Origin of the sequence: Brevibacterium litoralis (genome assembly GCF_040212315.1) — a bacterium.
Taxonomy (GTDB): Bacteria; Actinomycetota; Actinomycetes; order Actinomycetales; family Brevibacteriaceae; genus Brevibacterium; species Brevibacterium litoralis.
Genome location: NZ_JBDIUY010000039.1, coordinates 1 through 21,461, shown reverse-complemented (window position 1 = coordinate 21,461; position 21,461 = coordinate 1). Strand labels below are relative to the sequence as shown.

Here is a 21,461-nt window from a genome sequence, read left to right as displayed (position 1 = left end):
TCACGACCACATCACGACTGTGGCAGCAGGCTGCCCGTCATATCGGACCCGTCCGTCGACTGGGCGAAGCAGTTGACGTACCGCTCCTCCTCGTCGGCCCAGAGTTCCTCGTCGGGGACCTGATAGGCGAAGGCGACGTCCTCACTCAGCGCGCCCGTATCGAGGTTCTCCCCCACTGCCCGCTCGCAGAACGGGACGGCCTGCTCGTCGAGCGCCTCGCGCCCGGGGTAGGTCTCCCCGGCCACCGGTTCCTGTGCATAGAGCTGGGCGTAGTGGGGTTCGGAGCACGCGACGGTCGTGAAGGGTTCCGCGCCCGTGGGCTCGAGGATGCAGTCCCCCAGGTCGAGAGCCGCCGCTGCGGGCGTCCCACTGCCGTCTCCCTCGATCGCCGGTGCTCCTGCCTGCTCGGAGGACTCCGGACCACCGCTGTCGGCACCCATCATCCGGATGGCGAACACGCCCGCGACCCCGAGCAGCAGCACGAGCACCACCGCGACCGCCAGCAGCACGAACACGAGCCCCGTCCGGCGCTGTTTGAGCGGCGGGTGGGACCCACCGCTCCACCGGTACCCGGGTGCCCCGGCGTCCTGCCCGGTCGCAGGGTGGGCACCGTTCCAGGTACCACCCGCTCCCGAGGAGCCCTGCCCTCCGATCACACCGTGCACCCCGCCCGGGGGCACACCGTGCGCTCCGACTCCCGGAGCACCGGCAGCGTGCGGGGCGACGCCACCGGGACGCCCGGGCCACGGTCGATTCGCGAACCCGAGTGCCTGCGTCATCGACTCGTCACCGGGATCACCCGGTTTCCGAGAGTTCGGAGCCTGCGAGTCGCGTGCCCGCGGAGACGCCCCCGGAGAACCCGCCACAGGTGACCCCGGGACGTCGACGGGCCGCGCCGTCATCGTCTGGGTGGCATTCGGATCGAACGCCTGGGTCCTGTTCGGGTCGAACGCCTGCGTCGCCGCATCGTCCCTCGTCACCGAGGGTGCGTGCGATGGTGCCGGTGGCGTCGACGGCGGGTTCGCGGGACGCTGCGGCAGCTCCTGGTCGTTCATGGGCACACAGCCTACGGTCCTGGCCTGGGCGTCCCGTCACACCCCGTGTTCCGTGTCCGCCACGGCCACCCGCTCACGACGACACCGCGGTCCACCCGCCGGTGAGGCTCCACCTCACCCGCCATGACGAGCACGATGCGTTCTGACGAAGCACTTGTCTCGTAGTCATGCATGACTACGAGACAAGTGCTTCGTCAGAATGCGATTACCTCGCATCCCCGCCCGGCAACCCACCCGGCACCTCTACACGTGGACGTCAGCGCGCCTCGGGAGCGGACCGCACCGCGGTGACCTCCAGGCCCGTCGCCTCGAAGTCGTTCGTGCGGTCCACGCGGACGGTGTCGCCGTCGAGCACGTTCCCGGCGAGGATCTCGCGGGCCAGCCGGTCGCCGATCTCCTTCTGCACGAGCCGGCGCAGCGGCCGGGCACCGTAGGCCGGGTCGTAGCCCTCCAGCGCCAGCCACTCGGCGGCCGCCTCGGACACCTGTAGCACCAGGCGACGCTCGTGCAGACGCTCCTGCATCGAGGCGACCTGCAGGTCGACGATCCGGCTGAGGTCCTGCATGGACAGTGCGTCGAACATGACCACGTCGTCCAGGCGGTTGAGGAACTCCGGCTTGAACGCGGCGTGGACGACGTCCATGACGTTCTTCCGCTGGTCCTCGGTGGACAGCGACTGGTCGACCAGGAACTGCGAGCCGAGGTTCGAGGTAAGGATGAGGATCGTGTTCCGGAAGTCCACGGTCCGCCCCTGCCCGTCGGTCAGCCGCCCGTCGTCGAGCACCTGGAGCAGGACGTCGAACACGTCCGGGTGCGCCTTCTCCACCTCGTCGAGCAGGACGACGGAGTAAGGACGCCGCCGGACCGCCTCGGTCAGCTGCCCACCGGATTCGTAGCCCACGTACCCGGGAGGCGCGCCCACCAGCCGCGCGACGGAGTGCTTCTCGCCGTACTCGCTCATGTCCACGCGCACGAGAGCGCGCTCGTCGTCGAACAGGAAGTCGGCCAGCGACTTGGCCAGCTCCGTCTTGCCCACGCCCGTCGGGCCGAGGAACAGGAAGCTGCCGGTCGGCCGGTCCGGGTCGGAGACGCCGGCGCGCGAGCGGCGGATCGCGTCGGACACCGCGGCGACGGCGTCCACCTGCCCGATCAGCCGCTGCCCGATGACCTCCTCGGCGTGCAGCAACTTCTGCCGTTCACCCTGCAGCAGGCGACCGGCGGGGATGCCGGTCCAGGCGGCGACCACCTCGGCGATGTCGTCCGAACGCACCTGCTCGTTCACCATCCGCTTGCCGCCGGGCACGCCCGCACCGGCCATGCCGTCATCGGCCCCCGCTCCCGAGGCGCCCTGCCCGCCACCCGCACGTGCGGCGTTCTCCGCCTCCTCGGCGGCGGCGATCTCCTTCTCGACGGCCGGGATCTCGCCGTAGAGCAGGCGCGAGGCGGTCTCCAGGTCGGTCTCGCGGGTGGCCTTCTCCGCCTGTGACCGCAGGTCGTCGAGCTTCTGCTTGAGTTCACCGACCCGGTTGAGGCCCGCGCGCTGGGACTCCCAGGTGGCGGTGAGGCCGGCGAGTTCCTCCTGCCGGTCGGCCAGGTCCTCACGGAGGTCGGCCAGGCGCTGCTTCGAGGCCGGGTCGTCCTCCTTCTCCAGGGCCATCTCCTCCATCTTGAGGCGGTCGACGGCGCGGCGGAGCTCGTCGATCTCGATCGGCGCGGAGTCGATCTCCATCCGCAGACGGCTGGCCGCCTCGTCGACCAGGTCGATCGCCTTGTCCGGCAGCTGTCGGCCGGCGATGTACCGGTTGGACAGCTGGGCGGCGGCCACGAGCGCGGAGTCGGCGATCGTCACCTTGTGGTGCGCCTCGTACCGTTCCTTGAGTCCGCGGAGGATCGCGACGGTGTCCTCGACGCTCGGCTCACCGACGAACACCTGCTGGAAGCGGCGTTCGAGCGCGGGGTCCTTCTCGATGTTCTCGCGGTACTCGTCGAGGGTCGTCGCCCCCACCAGGCGCAGCTCACCGCGGGCGAGCATGGGCTTGAGCATGTTGCCGGCGTCCATCGCGGAGTCCCCGGTGGCACCGGCGCCGACGACGGTGTGGATCTCGTCGATGAAGGTGACGACCTGGCCGTCGGAGGCCTTGATCTCCTCGAGGACGGCCTTGAGACGTTCCTCGAACTCACCGCGGTACTTGGCACCGGCGACCATGGCGGACAGATCGAGCGACACGAGGGTCTTGTCCCGCAGGGACTCCGGCACGTCACCGGCGACGATCCGCTGGGCCAGGCCCTCGACGACCGCCGTCTTGCCGACGCCGGGCTCGCCGATGAGCACGGGGTTGTTCTTCGTCCGGCGCGAGAGCACCTGGACGACCCGACGGATCTCCGAGTCGCGCCCGATCACCGGGTCGAGCTTGCCGTCGCGGGCGGCCTTCGTGAGGTCGACACCGTACTTCTCCAGCGACTGGAAGGTGTCCTCGGGGTTCTCGCTCGTCACTGTGTGTCCTCCCCGGACCTCGGGCAGTGCCTTGAGGAGCGTGTCCCGGTCGACGCCCGCCTGCGAGAACACCTTCCCGAGTTCGCCCGCGTCCTGCACCGCGGCGATGAGCAGGTGTTCGGTCGACACGAACTGGTCGCCGAGGGAGGTCATCTCCTTCTCGGCGGTGTTCATCAGCTGCAGCGCGGCCCGCGACAGGGACGGCTGCTGCACGGAGGCCCCCGACACGCTCGGCATCCCGGCGAGCACGGAACCGATCCGGGCCCGGATCGCCGCCGGGTCGGCCTGCACGTGACCGAGCAGCGCCGCCGCGATGCTGCCCTCCTGCCCGAGCAGGGCGTCGAGCAGATGAGCGGGCTCGATCTGCTGGTGGCCGCGGTCGACCGCGGTCCGCAGGGCGGCGGAGACCGCTTCCTGCGACTTCGTCGTGAGTTTGGCGTCCATCGACACGTCCTTCCACGTGAGCGGGGCACGACCCCACTCCTCGGTGATGTTCTCGTCCCTGAGCACAACCTCTCGCACCTTGAGTATATTCCACTCAAGTCCGGAAAGTTGAGCGTCATGCACTCAACTCCGGTTCCGACTCCTCTCTCCTCCCCGCCGCCGAGGCGCCCTGTCCACCGGCGCCCACCGCGCCGGTCACGCCCACCGCGGTGAACCGTGTCCGTCCCTCCCTCTAGACTGGCCCGCATGGGTAAGAAGTCCAGGAAGTCCAAGGAAGACATCATCGCCAAGCGCCTGGCGAAGGCGCAGGCCGGCGCGTTCGTGCAGCGCCCCTTCGAGGGTCTGCCCTTCGAGGCAGATCTCGTGTGCCTGCGGGAGCTGATCCCCGCGGCCACCGCCACCGCGCGTCTCAAGGAGGAGTTCGGCGGCACGGAGGTCACCTTCGCGACGCTGCTGCCGGCCGCCTGGCAGGCCTTCAAGCGCGCGGACGGCGCCGTGTTCGCCGGTATGCAGGTCCCGGTGTCCTCCCCCGATCCCTCCCGTGACGTCGCCGCGGGCATCCTCGCGGTGCAGGACGCGGAGCCCGGCACCGTGATCGAGGCGAACTCGAACCCCGGTGAGGGCCCACGCCTGCAGGAGATCCTCGACATCGAGGCCGGTTTCGAGGTCCGCGTCCAGGAGACCTTCGACTACTGGCTGCCCGAGGACGCCGACCTGCAGGACGCCGACCTCAAGAGCGCCCTCGGCCAGGCGAACGAGGGGATCTCTCCGACGGAGAAGCTGGTGAGCGCCCCGAGCGCCTACTGGACCGAGATGACCGGCCGTCAGTACGTCCGCTGGGCGCACACCGAACCCGAGGACCGCGTCATGGACGCTCTCGCCCGTCTGCACGCCGCCGGTTCGAACACCCTCGGCGGTGCCGGCAAGTACCTGGGCTGCTTCCGCGCCTCCGGCATCGTCATCCCCGTGTGGGAACTGCCCGAGGGCACCCAGCCGGACGACGTCGAGGGTCCGCTCGGCGACTTCGCCACGGCCTTCGACACCGCCCTGACACGCACCGAGCCTCTCACCGCGGACGAGCGCCGCGCCAAAGCCGGTGTCGTCTCCCGTCAGCTCACCGTCCGCTGATGATCCCCGCGGATGCCGGCACACCGGTCGCGGTCGCCGCGATCCTGCCCGCCAAGGACGAGGCGGAGCGGATCGCGGCGACGGTCCGTGCCGCGCTGCGCATCCCGGGTGTCGATCTCGTGCTCGTCGTCGACGACGGTTCGTCCGACGACACCGGCCGGATCGCCCGGGAGGCCGGCGCCCAGGTGCTCACGCACCGGAAGAACCGGGGCAAGGCCGCGGCGATGATGACCGGGGCGTTCGCGGTGCGCAACCGCGAGATCAGCGAGGCCGAGCCGGGCTCGACCCCATGCCACCGCGCCTTGCTCTTCATCGACGGGGACCTGGAGGACACCGCGGTGAACACCGCACCGCTCACCGGTCCCGTGCTCGCGGGTGAGGCCGACATGACGATCGCGATCCTGCCCCCACAGAAACGCAAGGGCGGCGGGTTCGGTCTCGTGGTCGGGCTGGCGGGTAGAGGGATCGCGGATCTCACGGGGTTCGAGGCCACCCAGCCGCTGTCCGGCATGCGGTGTCTGACCCGCCAGGCATTCGACGCCGCACTGCCCTTCGCCGCCGGCTGGGGAGTGGAGACCGGGATGACGATCGACGTGTTGCAGGCCGGCCTCCGGGTCGAGGAGGTCGAGTGCGACCTCCAGCACCGGGTGACCGGCCGCGACCTCAAGGGACAGCTGCACCGGGCCGCCCAGTACCGGGACGTCGCACGGGCGCTCACGGTGCGCCGCGGGAAGAAGGCACTCGGTTCCCTCGCCCGCACGGCGGCCGCCCGCACCCGGCGAAAAGAAGGCGAGGACGCCTCGTGAGCATGCGGTTCGGATACCTGGGCCCCCAGGCGACCTTCACGGAGGCCGCCCTCATCAGACTGCTCGAGGACCGCGGCTTCGAGGAGGCCGAACGGGTCCCCATGAAGGACGTCGACTCGGCGCTGGCCGCCGTGGCCGCCGGCGACCTCGACGCCACGGTCGTGCCGATCGAGAACTCCGTGGAGGGCAGCGTCCCGGCCACCCTCGACGCCCTGTCCCGGCACGGCAGCCTGCAGATCGTCGCCGAGACGCTCGTCCCCATCACCTTCGTGCTCGCCGGCATGCCGGGGACGACACTCGCGGACGTGCGGGCCTGGTCGACGCACCCGCATGCCGAGGCCCAGGTGCGCCGGTGGGTCGCCGAGCACCTCGGCGCCGAGTACCGGCCCGCCTCGTCGACCGCCGCGGCCGCCCGGGACCTCGCCGCCGGCACCACCGAGTACCAGGCAACCGTCGTGCCCCGGTTGGCCGCCGAGACCTACGGGCTCGACGTGCTCGCCGAGGACATCGGCGACCGGGCCGATGCCGTCACCCGCTTCGTCATGGTCCGCACCCCGGGACGCCTTCCACGGGCGACCGGAGCGGACAAGACCACGGTCGTCATCGCCCTGGCCTCGGACCGCTCGGGGTCGCTCATGGAGATGCTCTCCCACTTCCAGGACGCCGGGATCAACCTCTCTCGCATCGAGTCCCGGCCCACCGGGGACGGGATGGGCCTGTACCAGTTCTCCATCGACTTCCTCGGGCACATCCACGAGGCCCGCGTCGCCGAGGCCCTCACCGGCATCCACCGCGTGACCCGGGACCTGCAGTTCCTCGGTTCGTACCCCACGGCCGACGGATCCGGAGCGGACGTCACACCGGAGATCTCGGACGCCGCCTACGCCGACGCGCAGGCGTGGCTGCAGCGGATCCTCACGACCGGAGACGGACCGGCCGCCACCGACTGAGTCGGAGGTCGCCCGGGTCCGGACCTCCCTACTCCAGGGTCCACCGATTCCCAGGAAATCCGGGGGAGCGTCACCCCCGACCATACCGGGTTCGCGCAGGCTCCCCGGTTAGGGTGTGCTCTGTCCGACCGCGTCCCGGGCGCGAGTCACATCCCCCGCGAGAACCATCTGGCACCCCGCGCCCACCGGCCGGGCGGCCGACGCGCACCTGAACACTGGAGGAAACCGATGACCGACGGCCCCGACGGCTCCGATTTCGACCGGATCATCGCGCCGGGAGCAGCCACGGCCACCGCCGAGCCCGAGCAGCAGCCCCAACAGCGCCCGCGGAGGCGGAAGAAGAGCCGCAAGTGGTTGTGGTTCCTCATCGTGCTCCTGCTCGTGCTCGTGCTCGTGGCGGTCGCCGCCTTCGGGTACGTCTCCTACCTGGGCCGCCAGTGGGACCAGGGCACCCAGAAGCTCGACTCCTCGGAGATCTTCGGAGAACAGTCCACTGGCACCGCGGACGACGGGGAGGACGAAGCCGCCTCCGCCGACGGCACCAACATCCTGCTGCTGGGTTCCGACGCCCGTGCGGCCGGTCTCGACTACACCTCGACGACCGGCAACCGTTCGGACACCATTCTCGTCGCGCACATCCCGGAGAAGGGCGACGGCATGCAGATCATGTCGATCCCCCGAGACATGTGGGTACCGATCGAGGGCTACGGCGAGGCGAAGATCAACGCGGCGATGTCCTACGGAGGACTGCCCCTCACGGTACGGGCTGTCAGCGACTTCATCGATGTGGACATCGATCACGTGGCCGTCATCGACATGGAGGGCTTCAAGGGCCTCACCGACGCCTTGGGCGGCGTCACGGTCGAGTCGGAGCATTCCTTCACCTCGGCCGGGTACTCCTTCGTCGAGGGGTCGAACGACCTCGACGGCGAGGCAGCACTCGCCTTCGTCCGTGCCCGCAAGAACTTCTCCGACGGTGACTTCCAGCGCAACCGGAACCAGCAGGCCTTTCTCAAGGGCGTCATCGACAAGGTGCTCTCCGCGGACACGCTGAGCAACCCGCAGAAGATCTCGCAGACCGTCTCGACCTTCTCCCCCTACGTCACCGTCGACGACGGCCTGGATTCCGGAGCCCTTACGCAGTACGCGATCAAGCTGCGGAGCATGGGCACCAACGGCGTCGACTTCTTCTCCGCACCGACCGCTGGTACCGGTACGTCCTCCGACGGTCAGTCGATCGTCAACGTCGACCAGGAACGCCTCGAAGAACTCCGCACCGCCTTCGACGAGGGCACCGTCGCCGAGTACGCCGAGGCGGCCCCGGACGAGCACCTCTGAGCCCGGCTCCTCCCGGACCACGCACACGAGGCGCCCTGCACTGGGAAGTGCAGGGCGCCTCGTGTGCGTTCAGGAGAATTCGATGCGTTGGGTGTCGCCGTGTTCCGCCGCGAACCGGTCCTCGGGGACGGGTTCGAGTCCCTGGACCGGGGTGACCCCGAGGAGGTCCCGGAGGCGACCGAGATTGTACGTGCGGTCGCGCACGAGATGGCGGACGACGTAGCGGGTGAGCGTCGGGCGGGCGCCCTTGCGGCGGACCCGACGTTCCGCACGCCAGGCGGCCAGGAGGGCCAGGTCGCTGGCGAGCGGTTCGAAGGCGATGACGTCCTGGCCGGTGCGGGCGAGGAAGGTGTTGAGCGCCTCGTGGAAGACGTAGGGCTCGGGGTCACCGACGTTCACCGGTCCGCGCACCTCGGAATGGTCGAGGCCGGCGAGGACCGCGGCGACGACGTTGTCGACGTGTGTGAGTGTCATGCGCGCCCGGCCGCGGAGGGGCAGGCGGATGCGCCCCTTCTTCACGTGCGAGGTGATCTCCTCGGTCCAGCGGGACTCGCCGGGGCCGTAAACCATCCGAGGGCGGAGGACGAGGGCGTCGGGACGCACGCGGTGGACGACGCCCTCCGCGAGCGCCTCGGCGCGTTCGTACGGAGAGGGATAGTGACCGGGGTCGAGCGGGCCCGCTTCCTCGTAGACCGACGCGTGCACGGTGAAGGGATCATAGACGTCCGTCGAGGACAGGTGGACGATCCGTGCCTTCGGAAAGGCGTCGAGTACGTGCCGGGTGCCCTGGACGTTCGTCGCCTGGAGCGCGTCCTCCGGTGCCCAGACGCGGACGTCCGCTGCGCAGTGGACGACCGCCGTCGCTCCGTTACCCAGCCGGGTGACGTCGACGGGGGCGGGGTGCCGGATGTCCCACTCGATGTGGCGGACGTTCTCGATCCCGGGGTCGGTCCGACCGACCGAGATGACGGGTGTGCCCCGTTCCGCGAGTGCGCGGGTGATCGCGGTACCGATGAACCCAGATGCGCCGGTGACGATGACGGACATTCCACTCCCCTCCGGGCCTGCGACCAGTTCTGAGCCCGGCACGAGCCTACCGCCGCGGCACCCTGCGTCCTACCCGTTCGGCCCGCCCGACCACCTGGGAACTCGCCGAGATCACAGGGTTCAGGGTGGGCTTCCGGCAGTCGGACGGTCGAAGGGACTCACCTGTCCGGAGGAGACGGCCCGCGAGGAGGAGTGCGACCAGCCGAATGGACCTCCAGAGACGTTCGATTCACCCCGAACGCACCCACGAGCACGAGGACGACCAGGCCGGCGCTAGGCATGACCGTCCACGTGATAACCGTCGTCTGCGTCGGAGGGTTCGCGAACAGGCGGATTCCCTGCCATACGCCCAGACCACCGACCGCGAACACGAGCTGAAGACCGATAGCAGTCCTGATGAAAGCCGCCCGGCCGAGGATTCCGACGAATCGACCGCCCAGCATGATGACGACACCGACCATGCCCCAGGCGTGTATCGCTCGCACGAAAGCAGCTCCACCCACCAGGCTGGCGGCATCCGAGGTGTACGACTCCAAGACGGAACCCCATCTGACCCGACTTGGCTCACGGTGAGCGGGTTTCAGTGGCGTGAGGCGCGTTGACCTGGGGTTTCTTCGCGGAATGGTCGTGATTTGGGGCACTAGCCTGGGGGTGTGTCTCCGTATCTGCGCACCGTGAAGACGTCCTCTGGCGCGACCGCGGTGCAGATCGTGGAGAAGAATCACGGGACGCGGCGGATCGTGGAGCACCTCGGTTCCGCGCACACCCCGGAGGATGTCGCGTTGCTGAAGGCCGCGGGGAGGCAGAAGCTCGCAGGTTCCCAGCCCGAGCTCGACCTCGGGCTCGAGCCGGAACCCGACCGGGGTGGCCCTCTGCCGATGCGGCTGACGATGGGGTCGCTCTGGCGGTGCCTGAATCTCGCGTTCGACGCCCTCGGGCTTGGTGATGTCGATGGCGCGGATGACGTGTTCCGGCAGCTCGTGCTCGCGCGGATCATCGAGCCGACCAGCAAGGTCGACACGTCGCGGGTCTTGGGTGAAGTCGGCGTTGACGCCGCTTCTTACGCGACGATCAAGCGTCGCTTGCCGGTGTTCGCGACCGACACGTTCCGGGATGATCTCGCGCGGGTTCTCGCGTCGAACGCGGAGCTGGGGCCTGCGGCGCTGGTGCTCTACGACGTGACCACGCTCTACTACGAAGCTCACGAGGGCGACGGGTTCCGTGAGCCCGGGTTCAGCAAGGAGCGGAGGCTGGAACCGCAGATCACTGTCGGCCTGCTCACGGACGCGGCGGGGTTCCCGTTGCGGGTGGAGGCGTTCGAGGGAAACAAGGCCGAGACCGCGACGATGCTGCCGATGCTCGAGGCGTTCATGACAGCGCATGGCCTGTCGAATATCACGGTCGTCGCGGATGCGGGCATGGTGTCCGAGCAGAACAAGAAGGCCATCGAGCAGGCGGGGTTGAGCTTCATCCTCGGGGCGAAGACCCCGAAGGTCCCTTACGTGATCGAGCGCTGGCGGGCCGAGTATCCCGGGGAGGCGATTCCCGACGGGCACGTGTTCACACAGCCCTGGCCCGCCAGCCCGACCGATGGCCGCCGGGATCACGTCTACTACTACCGCTACAAGCACGACAACGCCCGCCGGACGCTGAAAGGCATTGCAGAGCAGGTCGCGAAGGCCGAGAACGCCGTCGCGGGGAAGACTCCGGTCAAGCGCAACAGGTTCGTCAAGCTCACCGGCGGCGACAAGACCGTCAACCGCGAGCGCGAGGACAAGGCCCGAGCTTTGGCGGGCATCAAGGGATACGTGACGAGTCTCGTCGATGAGCCGGCGGATTTCGTCATCGCTTCGTATCACCGGCTCCTGCAGGTCGAGAAGAGTTTCCGTATGTCGAAGGGCGACTTGAAGGCGCGGGCGATCTACGCGCGGCTGCGGGACTCGATCGACGCGCACCTGCAGATCGTGATCGCTTCCCTTGCGGTGTCGCGATGGATCGAGGAAGCAACAGGCTGGTCGATCCGGAAGTTCGTCCGGGCGCTACGCGTCTACCGCGAGGGCGTCGTGACCATCGGCCACCAGGAGGTCGCGACCGCGGTCCCGCTCGACGAAGACGCTGCGGCCGCGGTCGAAGCGATCAAGGCCCGCGTCACCGCGGGGCACTAGCGTGAGCCAAGTCGGGTCAACGGCGCCGAGATGACGCTCGACGTCGTGCACGCGCTCTACGCGTCGCGGAAGTTCGACACGTCGCAGTATGCGCCGTACTCGGTGTCTGGCGCCGGGCACGCGGTCGGCCCCGAACTCAAGCGCGACCAGAAGCTCCTCCCGCTTCTCGAAGCGCAGTTCTTGTCGCACCTTCAGCCTGCAGAGATCGCAGAGCACCTGAACGGCATGCCGGGCCGACACCGACTCATCGCGCTGTGACGTGGTGACGATGCCTGCCGCGGCTCGCCTTGTATCGCGAACGCATCGACCTCCTAGACTTCGTCATATCGCTCGTGCGTCGATGACAGGCAGTGTGCCGCACGCGGCGATACGCAATTCTCGGCGACTTTCGGACGGACCTCGTGACCCCTGACTCGAACCTGCTTTCCAACCCGAGCTTCACTTCCGGGCTTACCGCCTGGCATGTGGACGGCGAAGACGATGTCACGGCCGTCGGGGTCGACTTCGAACCCAAGTGGTCTGTCGAAGGCGCATCGACGGCGTACCTGTTCGCTCAGCACGCGGGGGCATCTCCCACACTCTCGCAGGACGTGACGCTGGAGCCCCGCAGTGAAGGAGCACCAGGCCGGTATCAGGTGGGCGCCTTCTTCGGGGCGCATCGTTCCGACATCGACATCGAGGTCCATGCGACGTTTGCAGACGGCGAGATCCGCAGGGTTGGCCGGCACACCGTCACCAGTCGCGCCGACCGCATGGGCGGCACTCGACTGGACGACTACGAGTTCGCCGCCTTCTTCGTGGAGATCCCGCCGCTCGCCGAGACCGTTCGTCTCTCGATCAGCCTTGGCTCTCACACGGGGGAGGGGATCCCCGGTCGGTTCGGATTCGTGACACATACGTCGTTGCAGGTCGCGGACGAGGCCGGAGTCCGTCCGTGGCTGCCTCAGGACGTGCCGCAGACGCACTTCTCTTCGGCGATGCGCCTGGGCGGTGACGATGGCTTCGTGGCCACGCGGTTCCCCCTCACGACGTGGAACGGCACCTCGTACGGGCCCGCGTTGCACCTCGAAGACTGGCTGGCCGAGCGCTATGACGGCTGCAATCTGTTGAGCGCTGACTTCGCCGACCCGTGGGCCGACTGGGATATCACCGCAGCGCGCACCGACAGCGTCGGTGTCGACTTCAACGCGTCGTGGGCGATTCCGGGCATCCCGACGATGTACTGGTACGCCGACACGACGTCTGACGAACCGCGTTTCCGGCACGCACCCGCGGTGAGCGTCATCGGCGGCGCCCACTATGAGCTCGGGGCGTATCTCGGCTACCACCGGTGCGAGGGCAGCATCGGCGTCGATTGGCTCGGTGCCGATGGCGCGATCGTCGCCAGCGACGAGCTGATGGTCGAGTCATCGACCCGCATGGGCGGTACGAGCCTCACGAGGTTCGATCACCAGTTGGCGCTCGTGCGCGCGCCATACGAGGCGACGTCGGCACGGGTCTTCCTGCACCGGTCGGGCACCCAGGTCGGCGACACGAGCTTTATCTTCATGGCCCTCCCCTTCTTCGGGCTCACGCGCGCCGCTGCCCCGACGGGGGTGTGGAACCAGTACGGGCCTCACCACTTCGAGTCAGACCTCGTGCGATTCGACGGCTGCGCCTGGGTTCAGGCGCCGGAAGGACACGAGGTCGGGGCGGCGAGTCGTCTGGATGATTGGGCGCCGACCCGGGCCCAGCGGCAGGCGATGCTGCTGGACGCACTGGCGAACGAAGAGATCGACGGCGTCCTCGAGCAGTTGCGCGACTCCGCCGTCACCGTTCCGAAGGGCGCGCTCGATGAGCTGGTCGACCAGCTCATCGAGCATGAGGAGTTCGAGTCGGCGGTTCACACGGCCTATTACGCGTTCGCCTTCCACCCGTGCGAAGCCACGGGTTCACGGCTTGACCTCGCATTGCGCAAGTCGCGATACGGGGCGATCGCTGATCTCTATGCAGACCTCACCTCGGATGGCGCAGCGCCTGATGAGGCGGACCGAGAGCACGCGTTCGGGTTCACCGGCAGCGAAACACCGCGCACCGGAGTGGTCGGACTGAGTGGGGGCGACCTCGTCGTGTGGGCCGTGGACAGAGTCCAGACCCTCGCCGACTTCTCGGCGCGAGTCGACGGGAAGCCATGCGGCGCTCCGCCGAAGCGCGACAAAGGCTCGCCCGTTCAGACGATCTCATACGCTCGCCTCTCACTCTCCGATGCTCTTTTCGACGGCGACGAGCACGTCATCGAATTGGTCGACGCATCGCGTGACGACGTCGTCTGGACGATGCGCACGAGTGTGGTGTTGGACGCATTGATCGAAGACGTGTCGAACGGTCGCGTCCGAGGGTGGCTTGCCTCATCTGTCGAGATGGAAGAACCGCCGGTCTTTGCCATCTCCGTCGATGGGAAGCGAACGGGGCGCACCTCGGCCAGTTACCGGAGAACCGAGGTCGAAGAGGCACGGCCTGATGAGGTCGCCAGCGCGTGGGCGATCGACCTCCCCGTGCGGCTGCATCGTGATTCACAGCTCGTCGAGGTCGGTTTCGCCGACTCAGGCGCGAAGATCGACGGTGCCCAGCGGTGGATGCTCAACCGGCAGTCCGCAGTCAACGCGATTCGAGAGATCCGCCGTCACGTCGAGTCCCTCGGCCTCGACGAACCCGCGAAGGCCTGGCTCACGCAGGACGCACTTCCGGCCATGCTCGACGCCGCACGCGGCCAGGAGGATGCGGCGCTGCCGTCGCTGGAAGCGCGCAATCTCGTGGAACCCGCTCCGACGTCGGAACGCGAGAAGGATCCGGTCGTCGACGTCGTCGTTCCCGTCTACCGCGATCTCGAGGCGACGCGCGCGTGTCTCGAGTCTGTGCTCTCCGCGGAGGTGAACACGCCGTTCCACCTCATCGCGATCAACGATGCGAGCCCGGAGCCCGAGGTCACCCGTTGGCTGGAGGAGTTCTGCGAGGCGCGTGATATCGAGCTGCACGTCCACCGACGGAATCGCGGATTCCCGGCCACGGTGAATGAAGGCATGACGCTTCACTCGGGGCGCGACGTCGTCCTCTTGAATTCTGATGCGATCGTGAGCGATGGTTGGCTCGACGAGATGCGGGGCGGCGCCTATTCGAGTGATCGAGTCGCATCCGTCACCGCCATGAGCAACAACGCGACGATCTTCTCGTATCCGATCACCGCAGTCGAGCAGGAGATGCCGGCTGACATCAGCCGGGAGGAACTGGCGACACTGGCTCTGGAGAAGTCGCGAGGCGAGTATGTCGTCACGCCGGCATGTCATGGATTCTGCGTCTACCTCCGCCGTGACGCGCTCGATGAGATCGGCATCTTCGACGACAAGGCGTTCACCAAGGGGTATGGCGAGGAGACTGACTGGTCGCAGCGCGCGAACGATCACGGCTGGCATCACGTCGCGGCGCCATCGGTGTTCGTCGAGCATCTCGGCAGCCGTTCGTTCCAGGGCGATCGTTCGGCGCTGCTGCAGAACAGCTTCTCCGTGATCCGCGACCGCTACCCCGAGTACGACGCATGGATCCAGGACGTCATTCACGACGATCCGCTTGCGGCGCACCGTCGGCGCCTCGACCTGGCACGGATCGCGAGATTCGGAAGAGGCTTCACACTCCATCTCACGCACCACCTCGGCGGTGGCACCGAGAAGCACGTGCGCGACCTCACCGAGACGTACGCCGCTGCTGACGCACGCTCATTGGTGCTGCGTCCCGATCCTCGTCGCACGTCCACGCATGTGCAATTGAGTTGCGCCGGTCTGGAGCTGGAAGCGAACTACGCCGTCGCGACGGAGTACGACGAACTCGTCGCAGACCTCAAGAGCGCCGGAGTCGAGCGCGGGCACCTGCACCACCTCATCGGCTTCGAAGCCGGCTTCCCTCAGCGCCTCCTGGGAGATCTCGACGTACCCTACGTGGCCACGATCCACGACTACGCGTCTGCCTGTCCCCGGGTATTCCTGACGCGGCCGAACGGTCAGTTCTGCGACGGGCCGCGGTCGCTCGACGAATGCACTTCCTGCATCTCCAAGCATGGCCCGCTGCCTGTCGCACGCGACCTGTATGTGTCGTCGGGCAAGAGTGTGGCGGGCTGGCGCGAGGGCTGGCAGTCGATCCTGTCGGGCGCGGAAGAGCTGCTGTTCCCGACGCAGTCGCACCTCGAACGTCTGGGCGCACATCTCGGGCACCCGAATATGCGCGTGATCCCGCACCCGGAGGACGATTTCCCCGACCCTGTGATGCCGGAGCCCGGCAAGGATCGCTACACCGTGGCACTCCTCGGCGGTCTGTCGTGGGAGAAGGGGCACGGAGTGTTGCGCGATTTGGCCGGACTCGCAAGTCGTCGATCGTCGCCGCTCGACTTCGTCGTAATCGGGCCGACGGCAGACGACTCCGCGTTCGACGATCTCGACAACGTGCGCATCCATGGGTTCTACAAGCCCGCTGAAGCGCCGCGGCTGCTCGAGAAGTACCAACCGGACGTCGCACTCTTCCTGAGTGTGTGGCCGGAGACGTGGTGCTACACGCTCAGCGAGGCGCTGAGCAGCAAGTGCACTGTTGTCGCACCGAAGCTCGGCGCGTTCGAAGAACGTCTGACGAGCAGGCCGGGAGCGACGCTTTTCGACCAGACGCGGGGTGCGGAGGACGTTCTCGCGGCACTGCATCGTCACCTCGGCGTCTCAGCTAGGGTCTAACGGAGAACACGGCGTTCATTTTCAGAGGAGGGACACTGCGCTATGAGCAACGTAGCGGTACCTATTGACTGGCTCAAGGGCCAGGGAGTCGAAGCGATCTCTCGTGGTGGGCCGAAGGTCAGTCTGCCTCAGAACAGTCGTATCGAAGCGCCGTCGAGCTTGAAGTGGACGGACTACCAGTATTCGCTCGAGCTCGGTGCGTTCTCGTACCAGGTCTCCGGGTACTGCTTCGCGGCACGCATCGGTCGCTACTGCTCGTTCGGCGAAGAGGTGCAGATCGGGCGTCAGGATCACCCGCTGACCTGGGCGTCGACGAGCCCGGCGTTCTATCTGAATGACCAGCTTTTCTCGCTGGAGGGCGGGTTCGCCGGAGCGGAGGAGTACCACGCCTATAACTTCGAGACTTCCGCGCCTCCGACGCGTGCGCAGATCACGACCATCGGGAACGACGTCTGGATCGGGCACGGAGCCATGATCAAGGCCGGTGTGACGATCGGCGACGGCGCCATCGTGGCTGCGAACTCGGTTGTGGTGAAGGATGTCCCGCCGTATGCGGTCGTCGCCGGCAATCCTGCCGTGATCAAGAAGTCCCGGCTCGCGCCGCAACTGATCAGCCCGATGCTGCGTAGTCAGTGGTGGCGATTTGCGCCGTGGCAACTTCAGCACCTCGATCCGTCGCGACCCCACGATTTCATCGCCGGTGTGCTCGACATGAACGACCAGCTGCCGTTCGAGCCGAGCGTCGTGGACCTCAGCAACGGGGAGACTCCGTGGTGAGCGAGAGCGCGATCGTCTTCCTGCACGTCCCGAAGACCGCCGGGCAGACGATTCACAACGAATTGGTTCGGCTCGTCGGCGGAGAGAAGTACGTTTCACCGGTGCGTGTTCACACCCAGGCGCGACCTGAAGAGCAGTTGCGTCCGGGGTATCGGCTTTACTCCGGTCACATCGACTGGTCGGCGATCGATCAGCTTGCGGCTCGGCGCTTCGTGTTCACGGTTCTCCGCGATCCGCAAGAGCGGATCGCGTCGTTCTACTTCTACCTTCTGAAAGAAGCCCGCGAACTCTCGCGCGAGCAGCTCGACCTCCCTGAGAATACAGGCAAGCAGAAGATACTTGAGGAGAGCCCTGACGATTACTTCTTCGGCGGGGATGCGGCGTGGCAGGATTTCATCCGTGACCACTACGATAACTTCTACTGCAATTACTTCGCCTCACGCCTGATGCGTGGCCGCGGCACTCTGGTCGATGTCAGCCGCTCCGACCTGATTGAGCGGGCGAGCACGGCACTCGAGGGGTTGAACGGCGTCTACACGACGGATCGCCTGGATCGGCTCGAGGACGACATCCACATGCGATTCGGTGTCAGGATCTCTGTGACCGACAGCTTCGTCAACGCAGGTGACCGACCTGCCGGTGAAGAGCGATGGCCGCGTCTCGCTCGCACGTTCGACGACGAGAAGAACGCTGAGCGTCTGGCGGAGTATGCGAGTGCCGATGAGGAGCTCATGACGCGCATTGGGGCGTCGACGCGATAGCCCGAGCGCAAAGATGCGCGGCGTCGGTCGCCGCTTCTTGTTGATTAATGTCCGCGGAACGCTCCTGATCGTGCGGGGGACTCTATCTGAGTTACGTCTGTAACTTGACACGGCGGTGTCCTTTCGGAATGCTGGAGCGGCCCGGAAAGCTGTTCGTGACTACTAGCGATAAGACGTGGATGAGACGGTGCAAAAACGACTTATTCTCCACGTGGGCGCCCCGAAATGCGGAAGCAGCGCATTGCAGACGTATCTTTCGAGCCTAGGCGAATTTGAGACGCCAAAAATCGGGCGTGCTGGGTACGGTTTGCTGCAAGCGAAGGGCGGACTGATCACCGACGCTGAACGCATCCGGCGGCAAGCGGAGAACTCACCGTTCGGTTACCGCATCTCGCAGCGGTTTACACATCTCCCCAATACTGCAGAATTTGCTCGCCTGCTTGAGCATGGCTTTGACGCCGGGTTCGCTTCGAAGGATACGATTGTTCTCTCGTGTGAAGGCTGGATCGGAGAGAGCAATGCTGCTGCGGCAGTCCTTGCCCTTGTGCCGGACAGTGTAGAAGTGGACGTCCTTGCATGGATCCGACCTGCTGTAGATGCCGCGAACTCAGGGTGGTGGCAGTGGGGTGCTTGGACAGAGCAATCGCTCGATCAATTTATCGCTCGGTCTGAACCTGGACGTATGCACGCGCCGCAACTGCAGCAGTGGGCCGAGAATGTGAACTCACTGTCAGTGATCCCACTTCACCAAGCGGATATTATCGAAGACGTTAACGCTCTCTTTGGCATCGAGCGTGCAAGTCATGCACCGGACAGTGAGCGCCGATCGAATAGAAGCTTGCCTGGGTCCGTCCTACGTCTTTATCAGCGCCACCGCCATCTACGTCCTGGCCCTCATGAATCGCGCAATGATTTCATCCTCGAACAGTTCGTGGAGGGTGACCGCACTCCGTGGGTGATTCCGCTGGAGCACGTTCAACGTATTCTCGGCCACGCTCAACACTCGCTTGATTCCCTACGCCCCTATATTCCGGATTGCTACTGGTCGCGCATTGATAGCGTAGCTAAGTGGACGGATCCTAGTGCGTACATGGACAAGATCACGGTGCCGTGGAGTCGACAAGAGGTTCCGAATCCTGAACTCGACCATCTCACTGCTCAGCTCGCAACCGCGGTCGTTGGTCTCTATGAGGAGAATCTGCGCCTCAAATCGGGTGCGGCACGTTCGCAATCGCGGCCGTCGGCTTGAGCATTCAGTATGCGTGTAAGGTAGAATGGAAAGACGCTGCATTCCACTGGATCACCGTCGTTAACCTACCACATACTTGACACAAGAGCAAAATGTCGCATTGGCGATTGGTGCAGGAACCGCAGTAGCAGCATGTCATCCGTCGAAGGTAGAGAGGCTCGGAACTACGGCCGTATGAAACTAACCAGAACTTGGACGAGCCCTGTATTCAACGGGGAGTCACCGTCGTTGTTCGAACTTCGCGAGAAGGTCGCGTTGGCGCGCGCTGGTCGGCTCATGCATAACGTTGTCTCCATCGGTGATTCTAAGACGTTCGCGGGGTCCATTAGACCCGCGGCAGGCGTTCTGTCATATCCTGCACAGCTCGGACGGCTGCTCTCTGCGCCGCCCGCGTTCGAACAGGCATGTGCACCGATGGATGATGATCGTTGGACGGCGATGAACATGGTCTATGGTGGCGCAGGACGGATCGGTCTCGTTGCGGAATTGACCGGCCCGTACTCGGTTGGGTTCACGTCGTCGTACGCCCATACGGGGGCAGTATGGAAAGTGCGTGCTTCGTCGGGCGCGACGGTCACTTTCTCGGTCGACGGGACGAAAACACGATACACGCTCGCCGCCGAAGTCGGATGGCAGAACATCGATGCTGGCGAGCTTGTGGACGACGTGCACACGATGTCCATGTCGTCTTCGGAGCCGATCGATGTTTTAGGGGTCGTGCTCACATATCCTCGGCAGGGCTTGCGTGTGACAAAGTTTGCACGTGGCGGGTCGGCAGCGATCCATTGGCGAGACTCCCGCCCGTGTGCGACCTGGGCCAGCCTCACGGATCATGTCAAGCCTGACGCGTTATTCGTTGGACTCGGTACTAATCGGCCCACCGACGTTGCTGGTATTCAGGAACTCTACGACAAAGTTGCTGCGCTAAAAGTTCCCGTGGTAGTTGTCAGCCCAGGGGGGCTGGGCTCGTCGACTCGACCTCGGCAGGACATTGAGCCGATGATGTCAAAGCTGTATGAGGTGGCGCAGCTGCACGATTGGCCACTGATCGACTTCGAACAGGTCATCGGTGAATTTGACGAAGCACGGCGGGCTGGTTTGATGGTCGACGCAGTTCATGAGAACTCGCGTGCGAACGCGCTTGAAGCGTGGGCACTGCGCACGCTGATCACCTGAGCAGGAATTAGTTCACGCCAGACTGAGCTCTGGGATCGAACTGAGAATAGTAGGTGCTGGGAGATTGGCAGGTCACGATTCTCTCGGCGGGACTGCCGCACGATCAGGTGACAGTTGGGGTGTCAGGCCGCGAGGTCCACGGCGGGGTTCATGATGGTCTCGTATTCGATGGGGGTCAATCGGCCCAGGCGGGCCTGTCGACGACGCCGGTGATAGGTCCGCTCGATCCAAGTGATCATTGCGATGCGTAGCTCCTCTCGGGTCTGCCACCGCTTGCGGTCCAGGACGTTCTTCTGGAGGAGTGCGAAGAAGGATTCCATCGCGGCGTTGTCCCCGGCGGCGCCGACTTTCCCCATCGATCCGATGAGGTGATGACGGTTCAGTGCATGCACGAATTTGCGTGACCTGAATTGGCTCCCGCGGTCCGAGTGCACTATGCATCCGGCAGCGTCGCGACGACGAGACACCGCGTTGTCCAGGGCGTTCACTGCGAGACGGGCCTTCATCCGGTCGCTGATGGAGTAGCCGACGATGCGGCCGGAGAACACGTCCTTGATGGCGCAGAGGTAGAGCTTGCCCTCATCGGTCCAGTGCTCCGTAATATCGGTCAGCCACAGTTCGTTGACGTCATCGGCGGAGAAGTCCCGCTGGACCAGGTCGTCGTGGACCGGGACGCTTCCCGTTCTTGCCACGCTTCTTGCCGAAGGCGGACCACCACTGGTTGTCCCGGCAGATCTTCCACGCGGTCCGCTCGCACATCACCTCGCCGGCCTCCGCGGCCTCGTCGACCAGGAGCCGGTACCCGTACTCGGGGTCGTCACTGTGGGCGTCCAGCAGGGCGTTGGCGCGGTAGGCCTCGATCAGCTCGGCCTGGGTGACCTGCTGGTTTCGCCAGCGGTAGTAGGGCTGGCGGGAGAGCTTCAGGACCCGCAGGGACACCGCGACGGGGATCCCGTCAGCGGCGAGCTCGCTCACGAGCGGGTAGAGCTTTTTCCCGGCAGGTTCGCCTGGGAGAGGTAAGCCGCGGCACGGCGGAGGACCTCGTTCTCCTGCTCCAGCAGGCGAACACGGCGCTAGAGCTCTCGTGTCTCGGCGGCCTCCTCGCGGGTCGTCCCGGTCCGGACTCCTGCCTCGACGTCGGCTTGGCGGATCCATTTGTGCAGCGTCATCTCGTGGACGCCGAAGTCCTTCGCGATCTGCGCGATGGTGACGCCGTCCTCACGGGACCGGGCCACACGCACGACGCCATCGCGGAACTCCTGGGGGTAGGGAGCGGGCATGGTGCACATCCTTCCAGGCCACCCAGCGGGCAAGCCAGATCAG

At 66.2% G+C, this 21,461-nt stretch carries 14 protein-coding genes and 1 pseudogene; 11 read left to right on the top strand and 4 right to left on the bottom strand.

The genetic code is table 11. The features are described 5' to 3' along the window. Positions 1-11: 11 nt before the first annotated feature. Together AAD496_RS13400 and clpB are read right to left on the bottom strand one after the other, a co-directional pair. Complete coding sequence (locus tag AAD496_RS13400) at positions 12-656, bottom strand: hypothetical protein (RefSeq protein ID WP_349829318.1); 645 nt, start codon at positions 654-656, stop codon at positions 12-14. A 655-nt stretch (positions 657-1,311) separates the two neighbouring features. Next, positions 1,312-3,993 carry an ATP-dependent chaperone ClpB gene (clpB, locus tag AAD496_RS13395; RefSeq protein WP_349829350.1) on the bottom strand — a complete coding sequence of 894 codons (2,682 nt, stop codon included), beginning with the start codon at positions 3,991-3,993 and terminating at the stop codon, positions 1,312-1,314. Between the two features lie 246 nt (positions 3,994-4,239). Here clpB and AAD496_RS13390 point away from each other — a divergent pair, with 246 nt between their 5' ends. From AAD496_RS13390 to AAD496_RS13375, 4 genes are all read left to right on the top strand, one after another. Continuing rightward, positions 4,240-5,121: a DUF5926 family protein gene (locus AAD496_RS13390; protein ID WP_349829317.1), complete on the top strand. Its 882-nt coding sequence runs from the start codon at positions 4,240-4,242 to the stop codon at positions 5,119-5,121. Continuing rightward, the gene (locus AAD496_RS13385) at positions 5,121-5,927 is read left to right on the top strand and encodes a glycosyltransferase family 2 protein (protein ID WP_349829316.1); all 807 of its coding nucleotides are present in this window, start codon (positions 5,121-5,123) and stop codon (positions 5,925-5,927) included. Before AAD496_RS13390 ends, AAD496_RS13385 begins: the two co-directional genes overlap by 1 nt. A 2-nt stretch (positions 5,928-5,929) precedes the next feature. Further along, positions 5,930-6,877, top strand: a complete 948-nt coding sequence (gene pheA, locus AAD496_RS13380) for a prephenate dehydratase (RefSeq protein ID WP_349829348.1) — start codon at positions 5,930-5,932, stop codon at positions 6,875-6,877. Between the two features lie 228 nt (positions 6,878-7,105). Next, positions 7,106-8,215 (top strand): LCP family protein, encoded by a 1,110-nt coding sequence (locus AAD496_RS13375; RefSeq protein ID WP_349829315.1) that lies wholly within the window; start codon positions 7,106-7,108, stop codon positions 8,213-8,215. Between the two features lie 69 nt (positions 8,216-8,284). Here AAD496_RS13375 and AAD496_RS13370 read toward each other — a convergent pair whose 3' ends face one another. Then, complete coding sequence (locus AAD496_RS13370; protein ID WP_349829314.1) at positions 8,285-9,262, bottom strand: NAD-dependent epimerase/dehydratase family protein; 978 nt, start codon at positions 9,260-9,262, stop codon at positions 8,285-8,287. A gap of 653 nt (positions 9,263-9,915) precedes the next feature. On the opposite strand from AAD496_RS13370, the gene AAD496_RS13365 reads away from it, so the two are divergent. The 7 genes from AAD496_RS13365 to AAD496_RS13335 all read left to right on the top strand — a co-directional run bounded on the left by AAD496_RS13365 (position 9,916) and on the right by AAD496_RS13335 (position 20,138). Continuing rightward, positions 9,916-11,427: an IS1634 family transposase gene (locus tag AAD496_RS13365; RefSeq protein WP_433913772.1), complete on the top strand. Its 1,512-nt coding sequence runs from the start codon at positions 9,916-9,918 to the stop codon at positions 11,425-11,427. A gap of 30 nt (positions 11,428-11,457) precedes the next feature. Then, positions 11,458-11,685 (top strand): hypothetical protein, encoded by a 228-nt coding sequence (locus tag AAD496_RS13360; RefSeq protein WP_349829313.1) that lies wholly within the window; start codon positions 11,458-11,460, stop codon positions 11,683-11,685. Positions 11,686-11,828: 143 nt separating this feature from the next. Continuing rightward, positions 11,829-16,175 (top strand): glycosyltransferase, encoded by a 4,347-nt coding sequence (locus AAD496_RS13355; RefSeq protein WP_349829312.1) that lies wholly within the window; start codon positions 11,829-11,831, stop codon positions 16,173-16,175. A gap of 42 nt (positions 16,176-16,217) precedes the next feature. Continuing rightward, entirely contained in the window at positions 16,218-16,952 is a 735-nt protein-coding gene (locus tag AAD496_RS13350; protein ID WP_349829311.1) for a CatB-related O-acetyltransferase, read from the top strand. Then, positions 16,949-17,713: a sulfotransferase family 2 domain-containing protein gene (locus tag AAD496_RS13345; protein ID WP_349829310.1), complete on the top strand. Its 765-nt coding sequence runs from the start codon at positions 16,949-16,951 to the stop codon at positions 17,711-17,713. Before AAD496_RS13350 ends, AAD496_RS13345 begins: the two co-directional genes overlap by 4 nt. A gap of 175 nt (positions 17,714-17,888) precedes the next feature. After that, on the top strand, positions 17,889-18,962 hold the full coding sequence (locus AAD496_RS13340; protein ID WP_349829309.1) for a hypothetical protein: 1,074 nt from the start codon (positions 17,889-17,891) through the stop codon (positions 18,960-18,962). A 414-nt stretch (positions 18,963-19,376) separates the two neighbouring features. Continuing rightward, positions 19,377-20,138, top strand: a complete 762-nt coding sequence (locus tag AAD496_RS13335; RefSeq protein WP_349829308.1) for an SGNH/GDSL hydrolase family protein — start codon at positions 19,377-19,379, stop codon at positions 20,136-20,138. A 122-nt stretch (positions 20,139-20,260) separates the two neighbouring features. Here AAD496_RS13335 and AAD496_RS13330 read toward each other — a convergent pair. Next, a pseudogene (locus AAD496_RS13330) lies at positions 20,261-21,418 on the bottom strand (IS3 family transposase). Positions 21,419-21,461: the final 43 nt, after the last annotated feature.

Bases quoted from the DNA above. Each gene is read 5' to 3' on its own strand.
- clpB (WP_349829350.1), bottom strand. From the start codon at position 3,993: ATGGACGCCAAACTCACGACGAAGTCGCAGGAAGCGGTCTCCGCCGCC.
- AAD496_RS13390 (WP_349829317.1), top strand. From the start codon at position 4,240: ATGGGTAAGAAGTCCAGGAAGTCCAAGGAAGACATCATCGCCAAGCGC.
- AAD496_RS13385 (WP_349829316.1), top strand. From the start codon at position 5,121: ATGATCCCCGCGGATGCCGGCACACCGGTCGCGGTCGCCGCGATCCTG.
- pheA (WP_349829348.1), top strand. From the start codon at position 5,930: ATGCGGTTCGGATACCTGGGCCCCCAGGCGACCTTCACGGAGGCCGCC.
- AAD496_RS13375 (WP_349829315.1), top strand. From the start codon at position 7,106: ATGACCGACGGCCCCGACGGCTCCGATTTCGACCGGATCATCGCGCCG.
- AAD496_RS13370 (WP_349829314.1), bottom strand. From the start codon at position 9,262: ATGTCCGTCATCGTCACCGGCGCATCTGGGTTCATCGGTACCGCGATC.
- AAD496_RS13360 (WP_349829313.1), top strand. From the start codon at position 11,458: ATGACGCTCGACGTCGTGCACGCGCTCTACGCGTCGCGGAAGTTCGAC.
- AAD496_RS13350 (WP_349829311.1), top strand. From the start codon at position 16,218: ATGAGCAACGTAGCGGTACCTATTGACTGGCTCAAGGGCCAGGGAGTC.
- AAD496_RS13335 (WP_349829308.1), top strand. From the start codon at position 19,377: ATGGATGATGATCGTTGGACGGCGATGAACATGGTCTATGGTGGCGCA.